We start from the raw sequence: 15495 nt of genomic DNA on the forward strand, positions 1-15495 counted from the left end.
CGAACGGCTCCGACGGCCACCGGCCGTCACGGCCAGGCGGCCTCGCCGTCGGCGTCGTCGGAGCCGTCCAGGGCGCTGTCCGGCACGATGTGCACGGCCGCCTCCTCGGCACAGGCCGCGCCGGCGTCGATGCCGACGTCCTCGGCGTAGAGCTCGGTGGTCCTGTCGTGCGCGCCCTCGTCGGGAGCGACCAGGCGACCGGCCCGCTCGGCGCCCGCCTCGCGGTCGACGGGCTCGCCGTCGCCGCCGGCCAGGTCGCCGATGCGGTCGCCCGCGTCCGGCTCCTGGTCGGGCAGCTCCCGGGCCAGCCGCTGGTCGAGCGACTCGCCCGACCGCTGCTCACCGGCCGTCGTCCCGGCCTGCCGGACGGCGAACGGCCGCTCGGGCGGTGACCACCCCTCGTCGAGGAGATCGTCGTAGGTCCGCTCGTCGAGGGCGTTCTGCAGGTCCAAGGCGGAGGCATCGGCCTGGTCGTCGGCGGTGTCCGCAGGCTGGTAGACCTCGTCCGCCCTGCCGCTCTCGGTCATCACGGCCTCCCGGTCGTCTCGGTTGCCCCTCCGTCCGGCTTCCTCGTACCCGCATCGGCCGGGGCCATCCGCGCCGACGGCCGGGCCGGGGCCCGCCGCCTGCTGCGGTTCCGGTCCGGGCGGCCTGCGTGTGGGGCCGGCCCGTGATCGGTCCCGTCCCTCGACGGTACGTCCGTCGCCCCGGGAGCGAAACACGCGGGGCCCGCGGTCCCCGGATCCCGGGCCGCGCCGGACCGGCCGCGGAACCGCCGGGGATCACCCGGGGGACCCGCTCGGGGATGTGCCGCCGCGCCCGTCCGTCACGGTCCGCGTGAGGCGGGTCCACGCCCGTACCCGTGTCCTGCCCCCGTCCCCGCGGCTGACGCCGCGCCAGCCCGGTTGCCCGTGGCGGGTGTTCGCCTTGACGGCGCCGCGATGTCACTGGAACCGTTCCGTCGGGGAGGGATCATGGCCGCGAACAGCGGACTCGCCGCGGCCGCGCACGTCCCGAGCACCGACCCGGCCGGCGCGGTCGTCCGGCCCTCGCAGTCCGTCCCCGACGAAGCCCCGACGAAGCCCTGACGCATACCGAGGACCTGACGACCGTGCTCACCACCCCGCGCCTGCGCCTGCGCCCCCTCACCGAGGCCGACACCGACTGGTGGGTGCGCCTGCACGCCGACGACGAGGTCAACCGGTTCGTCGGCGCCTACACCCGCGAGCAGGCCGCCGCCCGCCTCCACGACATCCAGCGGCAGTGGGCCGAACGCGGCCACGGCCTGTGCGCCGTCGAACTCATTCGCACCGGCGAAGCGATCGGCCGCTGCGGCCTCAACTGGTGGGAGCAGTTCGGCGAGACCGAGATCGGCTGGACCTTCGCCCGCCGCCACTGGGGCAACGGCTACGCCGCCGAGGCGGCGCGGACCGTCCTCGCCTGGGGCTTCGGCACGCTCGGGCTCACCCGGATCACCGCGATGATCCACCACGGCAACGAAGCCTCCACCGCCGTGGCCCGCCGCCTGGGCTTCGCGCCGCTCCGCGAGGACGTGGTGCTCGGCCGCCCCTGCACCGTCCACGCGCTGGACCGCGACGACTTCGCCGCGCCCTGAGCCGCCGCCGACGACGCCACCGCCGGGCCGGGCGGTGTCGCAGCGCCCACCGGCGGCCGCGCTCGTGGCGGCGGCCGCCGGCAGGGCGGCTGCCGCCGCGACGAGCCGCTGGTTGAACGCGGAACGGACTGTCGTCGCTACGGTGCCACGGCGTCCGCGGCAGGCGGCTCGGGCTCCTCCCCGTCGTCGTCCTCGCCCTTGGCCCGGACGTCCGCCGGGGTGGGAGCCGTGATGCTGCGCTCCTCCGCGGAACGCTCCCGCGTCTCCTCGTCGGGGTGCGCCCGGTCGTCATCGGGTGTGGTCATGACCTCGTCCTCTCCTGGTCCGAGCAGGGCTACCGGGCGGCTGCCCCGTTCCCCGGCCGCCACACGGAGAACCGGCCCCGTCGGTCCGCCGGAGGAACGGTGCCGCACCGGGCGTTTCGTCCCCGACTTCGGACGTCGGGTTCCACGCCGGGTCGGCGTGCTCCCGCCGGTGAGGCGGACCGTCACGAAAGATCGAGGCCAGGTCGAACCGTCGATGCCCGGCCCACCGCAGCGGGAAGGCGGACCGGGGCCGGCAGGCAGAGACTGGGGTCCATGGAACCTCGCTTCCACGAAGGTGACGCCACGGTCCACGCCGACGGGGACGTCTACCGCTGCCGGGCGAACCTGCGCTGCTGGACCGACCGGATCCAGACCCGCACCTCTGGCGGCGCATCCCGTCCCGGCGGCCTGGAGCAGTGGACCGGACGTCTGCGCTTCGACGCCGACGCCGACGCCGAAACCGTCCTGCACGCCGACGCCCCGGGCCTGGTCGTCGACGGGCCCGAAGCCGCGTTCCTCGTCGAGGACCTCGACCGCCCGACCGCAACGCTCACCATCCGTGGCAGCGGCCCCGCTCCGTTCTGATCCGACAGCACCGCCGGCAGCCGCCCCCGCACGCCGCCACGGCCGCGACCGTCAGCCCGCCCGTACGACCGGTTCCGCGTTCAGACGGCGCCGGGCCCTTCGGGTCATCGCTTCGTGGAGGAAGCGAGGTGAGGAAGGTCCGGTGCTCGGCTTCGCGAGCCGGCACCCGTGGGGCACTGAGCGGACGGCCGGGTGCTCGAAGGGGCGGGGAGACAGGGGACAGGGCGCGGTTGCATCTGTGCGACGCCCGGGGGACACGCCGTACGCCGGCTCGAACCCGTGCCCGGTAGCGGGGCCTAGAGGGAGAGCAGGCCGATGACGTGACCGTCGTTGTCCACGACCGGCCAGGCGTCCAGGTTGCGGGCGCGCATGGCGGCGGTTGCCGTGGTGAGGGGCATCTCGGGGGTGGCGAACGGGGCACGGTCGAGGACGATGTCGCGTACGGGGGTGCGTTCGGTGTACCAGGACCGGGCCTGGAACGGCGCGAGGTGCAGGCGGGTCAGCAGACCGGCGCAGCGGCCGTCGTCGGCGCGGACGAGGAGGTGGTCCGCGCCGGAGCTTCGCAGGACGTCCAGGGCGGTGTCGACCATGGCGTCGTCGCTGATCTGCAGCTCCGGTCGTTGCATGCGGTCTCGGACGGTGGGGGCTCGGTGGTGGTCGATGAGGGTGGGCATGGGCGGGCTCCTCTGCGTCTGTCCGTCGCGGTGACGGTGGTCGGGGCTCGGCGTTGTCCTACTCGGGGAGAGCGGTGTGCCTGGGTTGGGCCTCCTGGGGGCTGTTGGTGGCGCGTGGGCGGGGGGTTGAGGAGTGGCGGCCGCGGCCGGCGGTGGAGGAGGTCGGACGCGGTCGTCGGCCGGCGGGTCGGGCGATCAGGACGGGCACGCCGCTGGGGACGCGGGCTCCGGTGATGCGGGCCAGCTCGTCGTCGCCGGCGCGGACCTTGGTGGTGACGGGGGTGATTCCGGCCGCGGTCGCGGTGCGCGCCATGTGGCGGCGCTGTTTGGGCAGGACGGGGGTGACGACGGTGCCGGACGCGCCGGCCCGGGCTGTCCGGCCGCCGCGGTGCAGGTAGTCCTTGGGGTCGGTCGGCGGGTCCAGGTTGACGACCAGGTCGAGGCCGTCGACGTGGATGCCGCGGGCGGCGACGTTGGTGGCGATCAGCGCGGTCACCTGGCCGGTGCGGAACTGCTCCAGTGTGCGGACACGCTCGGGCTGGGTCTTGTCGCCGTGCAGGGCGGCGGCTTTGACCCCGTTCGCGAGCAGGTCGTCGACCAGGCGATCCGCGCCGTGCTTGGTGTCGGTGAACATGATCACCTTGCCGTCGCGGGAGGCGATGTGGGCGATGGTGGCGCTCTTGTCGAAGTTCTGGATGTGCAGCACGTGGTGTTGCAGCGTGGTGACCGCGGCTGTGGACGGGTCCACCGAGTGCGTGACGGGGTCCTTCAGGAAGCGCTGCACCAGGCGTTCGACGTTGCGGTCCAGGGTGGCGGAGAACAGCAGGGTCTGGGCATTCGGGACGACCTGTTCGAGCAGGTCGGTGACCTGGGGGAGGAAGCCCATGTCGGCCATCTGGTCGGCCTCGTCGAGCACCGTGACGGTGACGTCGTCGAGATGGCAGTCGCCGCGGTGGACGAGGTCCCGCAGCCGGCCGGGGGTGGCCACGACGACCTCGGCGCCGTGGCCGAGCCGTTGGGACTGGCGGCCGATCGATGTCCCTCCGACCACGGTGGCCGTGCGCAGGCGTACGGCGTGGGCGTACGGGGTGAGGGCTTCGGCGACCTGGTGCGCGAGTTCGCGCGTGGGGACCAGTACCAGGGCGAGTGGGTGGCGGGGGCGGGCTCTTCTTCCGGCGAGCCGGGCCAGGACGGCCAGACCGAAGGCGATGGTCTTGCCGGAGCCGGTGCGGCCCCGTCCCAGTACGTCGCGACCGGTCAGTGAGTCGGGCAGCGTTGCGGCCTGGATGGGGAACGGCGCGGTGAGGCCCTGACGGGTCAGTACCGTCAGCAGGGGCCTGGGCAGGTCCAGTTCGTCGAAGGACGCGACGGCGGGCCGTGCCGCCCGGACGGTGTGCGCTGCGGGATCGCCCTGCGGGGGGATGTCCGGACGGCCGCCCCGTTCCGTGAAGTGTCGGCCGCCGGCCGGCTGGAGCGGCCGGCTCGGGGTGCTCGACGAGGAGGGGCCGGGAAAGCGGTTCATGAGGAAGCCTTCTGCTGAGCGGCGAGCCACGAAGAGGGCCGCGGGGCGCAGGCGCGCCGGCGAAGACCGCAAGGCAACAGGCCGGAACCGTGAGAGGGGCGTGCAGGTGCTGCGTCCCGGGACGCCGGGAGCACCATCCCCCACCCGTGCGTCACCGCGGGCGAACCCCGGCCAGGGAGACCGCACTCGACCCGGACCGGCCGTCGGCCGTGGACGGGTGGGGCGAACGCCCCCTGGACAACGCCGAGGGGCCCGCACCGGGCATGTACGCGGTGCGGGCCCCTCGCTGCCGGGCGGGTGCCGTGGCAGGAAGAACTACAGCGGACGGATGTTCTCGGCCTGCGGGCCCTTCTGGCCCGCCGTGACGTCGAACTCGACCTTCTGGCCCTCGAGCAGCTCACGGAAGCCGTTGGCGTTGATGTTCGAGTAGTGGGCGAAGACGTCCGGGCCGCCGCCCTCCTGCTCGATGAAGCCGAAGCCCTTCTCCGCGTTGAACCACTTCACAGTGCCATTAGCCATAAAAAATCTCCTAAAAAGGGCTGTTCGAAGCCCGCACAACGCGGGCGTCGGGTCGCCGCGGAGCGCCCACCCGAAAGAGCCGGGAAACAGAAATGCGCCTGCGATACATCAGCAGGCGCACACAAAGTTCATGGGAACCACTACTGCAACTAAAACGACTGTAGCAGGTGGAGGCCTGTCGCGGGTCAATATTTCGCCCCCGGTTTTGCGGAGGTCTCGGCCGCATCCTCTGATCCCCAACCGCAGGATCCGTCAACGTCCCTTCGGAGCAAGCCAGTTGATGCCGGGATGGCGGTCTCGCCCGAGCTGAGGTTTTTCGCGAAAGGCGCCTGCCGACGGGTGTGGCGCTTCCCACGTCGCCGCCGTTTCGCCACGGCGCCCTGCGCGGTCGGCGCGCCGGGGCTTTCCGCATCCACCCCATGAGTGCGATATTTCGCGTGTCGGAGTGCTTCCGAACAGGTCATCCCCTCGTCATACTCGAAGGAATGACCGAATATGCAGCCCGCCGCCCCCTGCCCACCAGTCCCTTCAAGGCGCGGACGGAGGCGCCGCCCAAGCGGTTCGCCGTCGGCGACCGCGTCACCCACGACGCGCACGGCCTCGGCCGTGTCATCGGCGTCGAAGGTGGCAGCGACACGGCTGTCCTCGTCGACTTCGGGTCGCGGCAGCAGCGGATCACCCCTCCGTACACCTCCATGTACAAACTCTGACCACATCGCGCCCCCGGGAAGCCGCCCGAATCGACCAGTGGGAACGCCTCGACCTCACCCGGCACCGTCCGGGACCCCGCGGGCCGCCTGCGTTACGCGGTCCTGGACGACCGTCGTGGTACCGGTACGCGATGGAGCACCGCCGCAGCTGCCCGGGCCTGGACGGCCCCGACCTCGGCGAGAACGCGGACGTGCTGCAGCGCTCCTTCGTCCGGCCGGCCGACGCGTCGGAGGACACGGCGGCGGTGGCGGACACCCGCGACGAGGACGGGCCGGAACGGCCGGACGGGGATCCCGCCGCCGAGCCGTGGAACCGTGCCCGCTACGACGCGCCGAACCTCGGCGACCGACTGGCGCACGCCGTCCCGACGGGCGAGGGCCACGAGCACGAGGGCCGCCCGATCGGCGAGGTGTGCGACCGGTTCCTCGACCTGCACAAGGCGCGTTTGCGCACCCTGCCCCGCTGACGCACCGTGACGCCGGGGCGGCCCCTCAACCGACCGCACCGCGCCAGATGTTGTTGAACGCCGCCTCCTCGACGGCGCGGCGCCGCCGCACGGCGTCCAGCTCCCGGACCGCGTCGTTCACCGCGGCGAGGACGGTCGCCACGTCGTCGTCGGCGATGTCCGGCTGCTCGCCCGGGGGCAGCCCGCCGATGTCGACGGCCGCCGCGAGGGCGGTGAGCACGGGCTCGCGCGACACCCAACGGTCCACCGCCGCACGGCGACCGGCGGACTCGGCCGGCACCGGGCCACCGGCCTGCGCTTCCGGCGTCCCGTGCGCCCGGTGGAAGCGCGGACGCCGGACCGGACCGCCCGTCCCGAGCAGGGCCGCGTAGGCCGCCGCGAGCCCCCGGCCCCGGCGCCACAGCCAGTCCTCGACCGACTCGAACGGCGGCTGCCGGAGGACCGCCTCCGCGGCCTCGGCCAGCAACCGGTCCGCCACGGCCACCGGACCGCCCGGCAGGATCCGGGTGTCGTCCAGCTGGACGGCCCGCACGTCGAGCAGGTCGATCAGCTCCGCGCCCGCGAGCGCCAGCGACAGCTCGCCCTGCTCCGGGCGGGGGCCGGCCCCCGCCTCGACGGCGACGACCAGCAGGTCCTGCGGTGTGGTGTCCATCGGTGGCCCAACGTCCGGCGGATCGGTGAGTGCGGCGCGTGGTGCAGTGCCTGCTGCCAGTCTGCCTCCCCGGCCACCCACCGGGGGCCGATTTTCGGCGCCGGCGCCACACCGGGAGCCGCGTCCGGCACCGGGCCCAGCATCCCTCGCGCACGCTCGCCCGGGACGGCCGAAGGCGCCGTCGGATTCCCGCCAGCAACCCCCCGGCCCACCGCGCGATGCTGACGCACATGACCAACACCTACCGACCGCAGCCCATCACCCCCGCCGCCCTGAACCAGCTCCGCGTCCGCGACGACGCGGGCCGCCCGACGACCCCCTACCCGGACGGCGAAGGCGGCTCCCCGCTCCGCTGCTGCCTGCGCCCGAGCGCCGTCGGCGACCGGATCGCCCTCGTCAGCTACGCCCCGCTGCGCCGCTGGGCGGCGGAGACGGGCGCCGAGCCCGGGGCGTACGACGAGCAGGGACCGGTCTTCATCCACGCCGAGGACTGCGGCGGTCCGGACGCGGACTCCACCGGCTACCCGTGGGCCCGCCCCGGCGCCCTGCGCGCCTTCCGCCGCTACGACGGCCGCGGGCACATCACGGGCGGTCGCCTGGTGGAGCTGACCGAGGACGCCGACGCCTGCTTCGACCGTGCCCTCGCGGAGGCGTTCGCCGACCCGGGGACCGCCCAGGTGCACGTCCGGGCGGTCGAGTACGGCTGCTACCACTTCCGTGTCGACCGGCCCTGACGGCCGGTCGGCGCGGCGCGGCTACGGCTGCAGGCGGGCCCGCACCGCCTCGGCCGCCCAAGTGAGCGCCGGTGCCGGCCCCTCCTGCACGGGCCAGCCGTTGATCACTGCGAGGAGGCGGAGGTGGCGCTCCCCGCGCGGGTCGTTCACGCTCTCCAACCGGAGCAGCAGCCGGAGCAGCAGCCGACGGCGGAGCCCGGTGTCGTCGGGCCGGCCGCACCCCCCGGGCGCAGTCGGCCGCGAGCACGGCGACGACCGGGTCGGCCGTGGAGCGTGTCGCCGTTCATGGCCCCGTCGTGGCGTCTCCACCTACGGGAGACTCAAGTGCTGCCGCCTGCCGCCTGCCACTGGCCCCGCCGCTCGCCGTGTCCCGACGGCGGAGGTCAGTGTGCGGCGGCCCCGGTGCGTCCGGCGCGGGGCCAGGAACGGTGGTGCTCGTCGATGACGTAGTGATGGCCGTGGCTCCAGGCTCCGGCCCGGGAGGGGTGGGCGCCGGAGAGGTGGGGGTGGCCGGCCGGCAGGTCGGTGTGCTCGTGGCGGAGTGCGTCCGGGTCCCGGCGGGGCCACAGCACGGCGGCGGCCGCCGTGGCGCCGAGCGCGAGGACGCCGAGGGTGAGGGCGGTGGCCGGCAGGCCGGCCGCGGCGGCGAGCCAGCCGGCCAGCGGGTAGGTCAGCAGCCAGCAGGAGTGCGAGAGGGAGAACTGTGCGGCGAACGCGGCCGGCAGGTCGGCCTCGGCCGCCGATCGGCGGATCACGCGCCCGCCGGGAGTGAGGACCGCCGAGCCGGCCGCGCCGATCAGCGCCCAGGCCGCCAGCAGGGTGGACCAGCTCCATCCGCCGGGCGGTGCGGCGGTGACCGCGGCGACGGCGGCGAGCGCGGCGGGCAGGGCGAGCGCGGCCGGCAGCATCACCGTCCGGTCGCCCACCCGGGCCAGTACCCGGGGCAGCAGCAGGGCGGCGGCCATCGAGCCGGCACCGTAGGCGCCGAGCGCAAGCGAGAGGTCCGCGGCCGGCCGGTGGAAGTGCTCGCGCACCACCACGACGCTGTCGACGAAGACGATCGCCCCCGCCGCCGCGACCGCGAGATCGAGGGCGAGCAGGGCGCGGAGCCTGGGCGTGGCGAGGAACAGCCGCGAGCCGAACACCGCCCGTGCGCGGACGCCCCCGGCGCGCTCGACCGGGGGAGCCTTCGGCAGGACGGCGGAGACGACCAGGGCGGCGGAGGCGAGGAAGCCGACGGCCGTACCGGCGAACAGCCAGTCGTAGCTCACCGCGGTCAGCAGCACGGCCGCCAGCGCCGGGCTGACCAGCGACTCCAGGTCGTAGGCGAGCCGCGACATGGACAGGGCGCCGGTGTAGTCCCGCTCGGCCGGCAGCACCTGCGGGATCGTCGCCTGGAACGTCGGGGTGAACACGGCCGAGGCCGCCTGCAGCAGGAACACCGTCAGGTAGACCTGCCACACCCGGTCCACGAACGGCAGTGCCAGTGCCGTGCCGGCCCGGGTGAGGTCCATGGCGGCCATCAGGGCCCGGCGCGGCACCCGTCCGGCGAGCGCTCCTGCGAGCGGCGCGATCGCCACGTAGGCGACCATCTTGATCGCCAGGGCCGTGCCCAACACCGTGCCCGCATCGGCCCCGGCGAGGTCGTACGCCAGCAGGGCGAGCGCCACGGTCGCCAGCCCCGTGCCGGCCAGGGCGACGACCTGGGCGGTGAAGAGGTGTCGGTAGGTGCGGTTGCGCAGAACGGACAGCATCGGCCCCGGCCCCTCGCTCGGCGTGGTGCGACCCGGCCATCATAAGCAACATGTGCGTACTCGCGCACATGTTGCTCGTGGAGCGGGACGGCACCGGGCGCGGGGCCGGTCAGTCGTGCGGAGCCAGCGAACCGATCTGGTGGTCGGCGACGTTCAACGCCTCGTCGACCAGTCGCCGCAGATGGCCGTGGCGCAGCGAGTAGACGACCCGCCGCCCGTCCTTGCGCGTGGACACCAGCCCGGCGAGGCGCAGCTTCGCCAAGTGCTGGCTGACCGACGGCCGGGCGGCCCCGGTCGCCTCGACCAGGGTGGTGACGTCCGCCTCGCCGCGGCCGAGCCGCTCCATCAGGGCGAGCCGGGTGCGGTCGGCCAGCAGGGCCAGGACGGAGGCCGCCACCTCCAGGCGCTCGCCCGCGGAGTGCTGCTGCGAGCGGTGTGCATCTGCGAGCGGCGCGCGTGAGTCCATGGGGACATCGTAGGGGCAGCCGCCCTTGCGCAGGTGCGCACATGTTGCGGATGGTGCGGCGCCGGCCTGCGGAAAACGAATGCGAAAACGCATGCGGAAACGAGTGGCCGCGCCGGCGTCCATGACCGTCGGCGGGTCGCTCGACCAGTGGCGGCAGCGGACCGGCCTGCCCTTCGACCGCGCGGGCGCCGCCGAGGTGACCGACGCGCCGGTGCCCGTGCACGTCGACCTCGCCCACGACCGGGCGGTCCACGTCGAACCCGACGTCCGGGTCCGGCACCCGATGCGGCCGGGTGGCGCCGACGCCTGACGGAGGGTCACGTGATCGGGGCTCGGTACCCGCCCGGTAACCTGCCGGGGTGGCCTACCAGATGGTGATCTTCGACAACGACGGGACGCTCGTGGACAGCGAGCACACCGCGCACCGCGTGCTCGCCGGCTACCTGACCGAGCTCGGCTACCCGACCACGCTCGAAGAGTCGTTCCACCACTTCCTCGGCAACGCCGGACGCAACGTGCACACCGTCGTCGCCGACCGCTACGGCGGCACCCTGCCGGAGGACTTCACCGGCCGCTGCCACGAGCGCGTCTTCGCCGCGTTCCAGCAGGGCGTCGACGCCTCGTCCGGCGCGGCCGAGCTCCTCGCCGAACTGGAACGGCGCGAGCTGCGCTACTGCCTCGCCTCCTCCTCCGACCACGCCTGGATCGACCTCACCCTGGACCGTTCCGGCCTGCGCCCGTACCTGCCCGCCCCGCTGGTCTTCAGCGCCGAGGACGTCGCCGGGATCGGCAAGCCCGCCCCGCACCTCTTCCTGCACGCGGCCCGGGCGATGGGCGTGGCCCCCGAGGACTGCCTGGTCGTCGAGGACAGCCCCAACGGCGTCCTCGCCGCACGGGCCGCGGGCATGGACGTCCTCGGCTACACCGCACTGATGCCCGCCGACCGCCTCGCCGCCGCCGGCGCGACCGCGCTGATCGGCGAACTCCGGCAGGTCCTCGACCACGTGGCCCGACCGATCCGATCTCACGGAAACGTCCGCTGAACGGCAGAGGAGAGGTGGAGCCGTGCAACGGGCGCAGGTGAGGGTGGGGGCACTGCTGGTCGCCGGTGACGCCGTGTGCCTGATCCGCCGGCAACGGCCGGACGGAGTGCAGCACTCACTGCCCGGTGGCCTCGTCGAGGCGGGTGAGGACGCGTTCTCGGCGTTGCACCGGGAACTGAGCGAAGAACTCGGGCTGGACGCCACCGCGGCCCCCGCGGCACCGGTGCTGCGATGGGTGCAGGACCAGGCCGGTACCCGCCCGGGCCGCGACGGGGTCTTCCGGCGGCGGCACCTCGTCTTCGTCCTCCGCCTGCCGACCACGGCCCGGGACGGACTCGCCGCCGTGGAACTGGACGCGGCGGACCCGACGGCCGTGGTGTGGTGCGACCCGGCCCGCGCGGCCCGGCTGCACCTCTACCCGGCCCTCGGCGGCGCCCTCGCCCGGGCCGCCACCGACCCGGCCCCGCGGACCCGGCCCGTGCTGCTGCCGCCGATGACGGACACGACCTACCGCTGGCGCTGACCGGCCCCCGGCGGGCGACGCCCCCGGCTTCCTCGTCAGCGGACCCGGTCGCTCTTCGTCCCGATGCCGTCGGTCCTGGTCGGAGTTCCCTCCGGGGCGAACGAGTGGTGGAAGGTGAAGGCGTGCGGCGCGGAGCCGTGGTCGTGGAGGTGCTCCAGCCTGGAGACCCCGTCCTGCCAGGTGGGTATCACGCCGTCGGAGACCCACCAGACCACGTGACTCGGGTGTCCGGTCCTCTCGAACCAGTCGTGACGCCTGTTCAGCGCCGCACGGTGCAGACCGGTGTAGACGGCGTCGAAGGCTGGGCGCAGGTCGGTCCAGAGCGAGAGGGTCGCGGCCAGGGCGGTGGTTTCCGGCGTCCGGCCCTTGCCGTACCAGGTCGGTACGGCGAACTCTCCCCAGGCACCCCAGTCCGCACCGAAGAGCATGCCCCGGTCGGCATCCGCCGGTTCGGCATGCGCGAGGTACCCGGGGTGCTGACCGATCCTCCGGTAGACGGCCTCGCCAGTGTCGTAGAGCTGGCGCGTGAGAGGTCCGGGATCGGCGAGGGGTGACTTCAGAACGCCGAACGTGTACAGCGCAAGACGGGGCATGCGTCTCTCCCTGGTCGGGGGTGCCTGGTGTGGACCCGGTCCGGTGGCTCGCGCACGGAACGAGGATTCGTGGGGCGTGACCGGTTCGTTCCGTCGCGGGCGGTTCAGCCCGGAGGAACTCCGGTGCGACCGTGGGCGATCGCCGAAGACCAGCTGAAGGTAGCCGCCTCGGCGAGCCATGTCGAAGTTGCGTTTTCCCGGTCGAAGTGGCCTCCTGCACCGGTCCTTGCGAACACCTCCGGAAGGATCCACGGCGCCGACCCCTTACGACTTGGTGCGCGACGGCGGGCTGCGGCCTTCGGGAGCTTGTAGGGACTCGGCCGGGAACGTGAGTCTTGACAGGGGGAGATTCCTGACGGGGGTCGTGCGATCGTGGGTGCCGTGGATGAACTGGTGGAGCGCGTAGATGATCAGGACCGGGTGCTGGCGGTGGTGGACCGCAGTGAGGCGGTCCGTCGAGGCTGGCTCCACCGCATCGCGACGACGGTCTGCCGTGATCAGCAGGGGCGGGTTCTGGTCTATCGGCGGCCCGAGAACCTGCCCCGGTTCCCCGGCCACCACGAGGTGATGTTCGGCGGCGCTGTGGACGTGGGCGAGTCCTACGAGCAGGCGGCGGCCAGGGAGTTGGCCGAGGAGCTGGGCATTCATGTGCCAGTGCGCTTCTTGTTCAAGTTCCTGTGCCGGGGGGCGATCAGTCCCTACTGGCTCGGTGTGCATGAGACCGTGATCACGGGCGAGGTGACGCCTGACCCGAGAGAGGTTGCCTGGCACGGTTGGCTGACGGAGGCGGAGCTGCGGGAGGCCGTGCGGCAGTGGCGCTTCATTCCGGACGGGCAGGAGGCGTTCGATCGCTATCTCAAGCGTCGCCACGACCTGCCCCGGATCGGGCCGTGACGCGAACGGGCCGCACAGGTCGGGCAAGTTGTGACGCAAGCCTGGGCCCGTGCGGGCCCACTGCTCGGTCACACCAGATCGGCCAGGCGGAGCACTGCATCCAGCCCGCGGCATGAACCGGGGGTGGCTCGACCGGGCAGTACGTACGAGCGCAGTCCCGCGCCGGCCGCGCCACCATCCTTCGCGGGATGGTCACCCACCATCAGCGTCCCGTCCGGGGTGACGCCCAGTTCACGACAGGCATGCTGAAACAGCAACGGGTCCGGCTTTTCGGTGTCGTGTTCGTAGGAGTGCACCCACGACGAAAAGTAGTGGTCAAGGCCGTGATGGGCGAAGGTGGCCCGCAGATCCCAACCCACATCGCTGACCACCCCCAGAGTCACACCGCTCTGAGTCAGCCGGACCAGTGTGGACTCGGTGTCCGTGTAAGGCACCCAGTGCTCGGGGGCCTGCAGTTGCTCGTAGAGCACGTCGGCGACCGGTGCCAGCTCGGGAACCGAGGCGTACCAGGTGGTGAAGGCATGACGGTGTGCTCGTGAGGACACGTCGCGGCCACGCTGGGCCTCGACCACGTCGGGGTCCGACAGGCCGGCTTCGAGCCCGCTCAGCATGACGTCCATCGCTGCCTCGTCCACGGGTGCGGCCATCGCCGCTCGAATCCGGTCCGCATACGTGCCGATCTGGAACAGGGTGCCGGAGAAGTCGAAGAGGACGGCCCGCACGGGCGGCGGCGCCTGCGAAGTGGTCCTGGTGCGGACGGGGCCTTCAGGCCCGCAGGCAGGGAGACGAGTCATTCGATCTTCCTGCCGCAGGCCGGACGAGAATGACCAGGTCCATCGCGGACCGAGTTGTCACCGGCTGGTGGTGCGTGCACCTCGGCGCCCGGTGCTACCTGAGGGCCGCGGTGCGGTCCAGTGCCTTCGACGCCAAGCGGTGCAGGTCGGCGGGCGGGAAGGCGCCGAGGCTCGTGACGTTCAGGAAGACCAGGAGCCGGCCGCGGCGGACGTACAGCTGGTTGACGTACACGTCGGCCCCGTGTGCGGTGTCATGGACGAGGAAGTGCCGGACGTCGTCCCCGAGGTCGCGGAACGGGGCGGCGTTCTGCTCGTACACCCGGTGGCCGTGTTCGCTGAGGTTGGCGACCCACGAGGGGTAGCGGGAGACGGCGTCGGCCTCCGTGCCCGGGAGTTCGAGTTCCTCGTCGATCTCCTCGGTGTCCTCGCGTCCGTCGAAGGCGACGGACTGGAGGACGTCGCGGGTGCCGGGGTCCTCGAAGTCGCACGGGGAGCCGGCCGCCCGGCTCCGGAAGCCGGCGGGAACGTCCCGGGCGGTGAGGAGCGCGTCGCACAGGGTCTGCGCCGTGACGGCGGCGGGCGCCGCGGAGGTCCTCGCTGCGCCGCCGTCCGTGGCGGAACAGGCGCAGGCGAGGAGGAGGGCCGCCGCGAGGGCGGCCGTTCCGGTCGTGCGGGCACCCCGGCCGTTCATGTACGCCCCCAGGTCGCTTCGGTCGGTGGCGAATCGTACAAGATCGACGGGCGCTCAGGAGCTCGTGGGGCGGCTGCTGGTGATGTCGTGGACGATGCGGCGGCAGAGGTCGGCGGTGTGCTCGAAGAGGTAGAAGTGGCCGCCGGGGAGGCTGTGGAAGGCGACGGCGTTGTGGAGGTGGGCGCGCCAGCGGCGGATGCGCTCGGGCGGGACGAGCGGGTCGGCCTCGCCGGCGAAGAGCGAGACGGGGGTGGCGAGCGGGTGGCCGCCGGGGTGGCGGTAGGTGTCGACGACCTCCAGGTCCCAGCGCATGGTGCGGACCATCCGCTCGGCGAGCACGGGGTGGTGCCAGACGCCCTCCGGGGTGCCGCCGAGCCGCCGCATGAAGTGCACCAGCCGTTCGTGCGGCCAGGTGTGGCGCTGCTCCGTGGCCGGCGGGCCGGTCTCCGGGGCGGGGCTGCCGGAGAGGCCGAGCCAGAGCGGTGCCCGGCCCAGCCGTTCCAGCACGCGGACGAGTTCGAAGGCGACGAGCGCCCCCATGCTGTGTCCGAACACCGCGTAGTGGCCCGCGACTTCGGACTCCAGGACGGGCAGCAGCAACTCCATCACCTCGGCGGCCGAGCGGCAGCCGCGCTGCTTGGAGGTGTGCACCCGGCCGGGGAGTTCCAGCGCCAGCACCCGCCAGTGGGTGGGCAGATGGCCGAGGAAGTCGCGGTAGCCGGCGGCCGACCCGCCGGCGTGGTGCAGCAGGACGAGGGTCAGCTCGGGGGCGTGCGGCGCGTGCAGTTCGAGGAGTCTCACGGTCTGGCTCCGACGAGCTGCCGGAGCGGCGCCGGCGGCGCGGCAGGGCGGGTGGTGCGGTGGATGGGGCCGTCGCCGGTGGAGAGGGGCAGGCAGCTGCCGCCGCGGCGGTGGGCGACGATCTCGGCGGCGACGGAGACGGCGGTCTCCTCG

The 15495-nt window shown here is 73.4% G+C and carries 21 protein-coding genes; 9 read left to right on the forward strand and 12 right to left on the reverse strand.

The features are described 5' to 3' along the window. Nucleotides 1-26: 26 nt before the first annotated feature. Entirely contained in the window at nt 27-527 is a 501-nt protein-coding gene (locus tag AB0O09_RS34355) for a DUF5709 domain-containing protein (protein ID WP_363548759.1), read from the reverse strand. Nucleotides 528-1111: 584 nt separating this feature from the next. On the opposite strand from AB0O09_RS34355, the gene AB0O09_RS34360 reads away from it, so the two are divergent. Further along, the gene (locus AB0O09_RS34360; RefSeq protein WP_363548761.1) at nt 1112-1615 is read left to right on the forward strand and encodes a GNAT family N-acetyltransferase; all 504 of its coding nucleotides are present in this window, start codon (nt 1112-1114) and stop codon (nt 1613-1615) included. A gap of 137 nt (nt 1616-1752) precedes the next feature. Here AB0O09_RS34360 and AB0O09_RS34365 read toward each other — a convergent pair whose 3' ends face one another. Then, nucleotides 1753-1920 carry a hypothetical protein gene (locus tag AB0O09_RS34365; RefSeq protein ID WP_363548763.1) on the reverse strand — a complete coding sequence of 56 codons (168 nt, stop codon included), beginning with the start codon at nt 1918-1920 and terminating at the stop codon, nt 1753-1755. Between the two features lie 273 nt (nt 1921-2193). Here AB0O09_RS34365 and AB0O09_RS34370 point away from each other — a divergent pair, with 273 nt between their 5' ends. Beyond that, nucleotides 2194-2505 carry a hypothetical protein gene (locus tag AB0O09_RS34370; RefSeq protein WP_363548765.1) on the forward strand — a complete coding sequence of 104 codons (312 nt, stop codon included), beginning with the start codon at nt 2194-2196 and terminating at the stop codon, nt 2503-2505. A gap of 296 nt (nt 2506-2801) precedes the next feature. Here AB0O09_RS34370 and AB0O09_RS34375 read toward each other — a convergent pair whose 3' ends face one another. The 3 genes from AB0O09_RS34375 to AB0O09_RS34385 all read right to left on the reverse strand — a co-directional run bounded on the left by AB0O09_RS34375 (nt 2802) and on the right by AB0O09_RS34385 (nt 5220). After that, a complete protein-coding gene (locus tag AB0O09_RS34375) occupies nt 2802-3179 on the reverse strand; it encodes a CBS domain-containing protein (protein ID WP_363548767.1) in 378 nt (125 codons plus the stop codon). A gap of 58 nt (nt 3180-3237) precedes the next feature. Beyond that, on the reverse strand, nt 3238-4701 hold the full coding sequence (locus AB0O09_RS34380) for a DEAD/DEAH box helicase (RefSeq protein WP_363548769.1): 1464 nt from the start codon (nt 4699-4701) through the stop codon (nt 3238-3240). A 315-nt stretch (nt 4702-5016) separates the two neighbouring features. Continuing rightward, nucleotides 5017-5220: a cold-shock protein gene (locus AB0O09_RS34385; protein ID WP_363548770.1), complete on the reverse strand. Its 204-nt coding sequence runs from the start codon at nt 5218-5220 to the stop codon at nt 5017-5019. A 485-nt stretch (nt 5221-5705) separates the two neighbouring features. On the opposite strand from AB0O09_RS34385, the gene AB0O09_RS34390 reads away from it, so the two are divergent. Together AB0O09_RS34390 and AB0O09_RS34395 are read left to right on the forward strand one after the other, a co-directional pair. Continuing rightward, a complete protein-coding gene (locus tag AB0O09_RS34390; protein ID WP_363548772.1) occupies nt 5706-5930 on the forward strand; it encodes a hypothetical protein in 225 nt (74 codons plus the stop codon). A 131-nt stretch (nt 5931-6061) separates the two neighbouring features. Then, nucleotides 6062-6397 (forward strand): hypothetical protein, encoded by a 336-nt coding sequence (locus AB0O09_RS34395; RefSeq protein ID WP_363548773.1) that lies wholly within the window; start codon nt 6062-6064, stop codon nt 6395-6397. A 25-nt stretch (nt 6398-6422) separates the two neighbouring features. On the opposite strand, the gene AB0O09_RS34400 is transcribed toward AB0O09_RS34395, so the two are convergent. Beyond that, complete coding sequence (locus tag AB0O09_RS34400) at nt 6423-7049, reverse strand: GPP34 family phosphoprotein (RefSeq protein ID WP_363548775.1); 627 nt, start codon at nt 7047-7049, stop codon at nt 6423-6425. 230 nt (nt 7050-7279) lie between these two features. On the opposite strand from AB0O09_RS34400, the gene AB0O09_RS34405 reads away from it, so the two are divergent. Continuing rightward, nucleotides 7280-7783, forward strand: coding sequence for a DUF1203 domain-containing protein (locus tag AB0O09_RS34405; protein ID WP_363548776.1), 504 nt, complete (start codon nt 7280-7282; stop codon nt 7781-7783). Nucleotides 7784-8166: 383 nt separating this feature from the next. Here AB0O09_RS34405 and AB0O09_RS34410 read toward each other — a convergent pair whose 3' ends face one another. Both AB0O09_RS34410 and AB0O09_RS34415 read right to left on the reverse strand, forming a co-directional pair. After that, complete coding sequence (locus AB0O09_RS34410; RefSeq protein ID WP_363548778.1) at nt 8167-9537, reverse strand: MFS transporter; 1371 nt, start codon at nt 9535-9537, stop codon at nt 8167-8169. A 109-nt stretch (nt 9538-9646) separates the two neighbouring features. After that, nucleotides 9647-10003, reverse strand: coding sequence for a metalloregulator ArsR/SmtB family transcription factor (locus AB0O09_RS34415; protein WP_344628237.1), 357 nt, complete (start codon nt 10001-10003; stop codon nt 9647-9649). A gap of 91 nt (nt 10004-10094) precedes the next feature. Between AB0O09_RS34415 and AB0O09_RS34420 the strand changes: the two genes are divergently transcribed. Genes AB0O09_RS34420 through AB0O09_RS34430 form a run of 3 tightly spaced genes read left to right on the forward strand, consistent with a single transcriptional unit; the run spans nt 10095 to nt 11569 of the window. Beyond that, entirely contained in the window at nt 10095-10313 is a 219-nt protein-coding gene (locus AB0O09_RS34420; RefSeq protein WP_363548779.1) for a hypothetical protein, read from the forward strand. 49 nt (nt 10314-10362) lie between these two features. Continuing rightward, on the forward strand, nt 10363-11046 hold the full coding sequence (locus AB0O09_RS34425) for an HAD family phosphatase (RefSeq protein ID WP_363548780.1): 684 nt from the start codon (nt 10363-10365) through the stop codon (nt 11044-11046). Nucleotides 11047-11068: 22 nt separating this feature from the next. Continuing rightward, nucleotides 11069-11569 (forward strand): NUDIX hydrolase, encoded by a 501-nt coding sequence (locus AB0O09_RS34430; protein ID WP_363548781.1) that lies wholly within the window; start codon nt 11069-11071, stop codon nt 11567-11569. 35 nt (nt 11570-11604) lie between these two features. On the opposite strand, the gene AB0O09_RS34435 is transcribed toward AB0O09_RS34430, so the two are convergent. Continuing rightward, on the reverse strand, nt 11605-12162 hold the full coding sequence (locus tag AB0O09_RS34435) for a DUF3291 domain-containing protein (protein WP_363548783.1): 558 nt from the start codon (nt 12160-12162) through the stop codon (nt 11605-11607). 381 nt (nt 12163-12543) lie between these two features. Here AB0O09_RS34435 and AB0O09_RS34440 point away from each other — a divergent pair, with 381 nt between their 5' ends. Continuing rightward, nucleotides 12544-13056, forward strand: a complete 513-nt coding sequence (locus tag AB0O09_RS34440; RefSeq protein WP_363548784.1) for an NUDIX domain-containing protein — start codon at nt 12544-12546, stop codon at nt 13054-13056. A gap of 68 nt (nt 13057-13124) precedes the next feature. On the opposite strand, the gene AB0O09_RS34445 is transcribed toward AB0O09_RS34440, so the two are convergent. The 3 genes from AB0O09_RS34445 to AB0O09_RS34455 all read right to left on the reverse strand — a co-directional run bounded on the left by AB0O09_RS34445 (nt 13125) and on the right by AB0O09_RS34455 (nt 15342). Further along, the gene (locus tag AB0O09_RS34445; RefSeq protein WP_363548785.1) at nt 13125-13778 is read right to left on the reverse strand and encodes an HAD-IA family hydrolase; all 654 of its coding nucleotides are present in this window, start codon (nt 13776-13778) and stop codon (nt 13125-13127) included. A gap of 166 nt (nt 13779-13944) precedes the next feature. Next, nucleotides 13945-14541, reverse strand: coding sequence for a hypothetical protein (locus AB0O09_RS34450; protein ID WP_363548787.1), 597 nt, complete (start codon nt 14539-14541; stop codon nt 13945-13947). Between the two features lie 54 nt (nt 14542-14595). Then, nucleotides 14596-15342: an alpha/beta fold hydrolase gene (locus AB0O09_RS34455; protein WP_363548788.1), complete on the reverse strand. Its 747-nt coding sequence runs from the start codon at nt 15340-15342 to the stop codon at nt 14596-14598. Nucleotides 15343-15495: the final 153 nt, after the last annotated feature.

This window comes from Kitasatospora sp. NPDC093679, assembly GCF_040683455.1.
In the GTDB taxonomy this organism is placed as follows: Bacteria; Actinomycetota; Actinomycetes; order Streptomycetales; family Streptomycetaceae; genus Kitasatospora; species Kitasatospora arboriphila.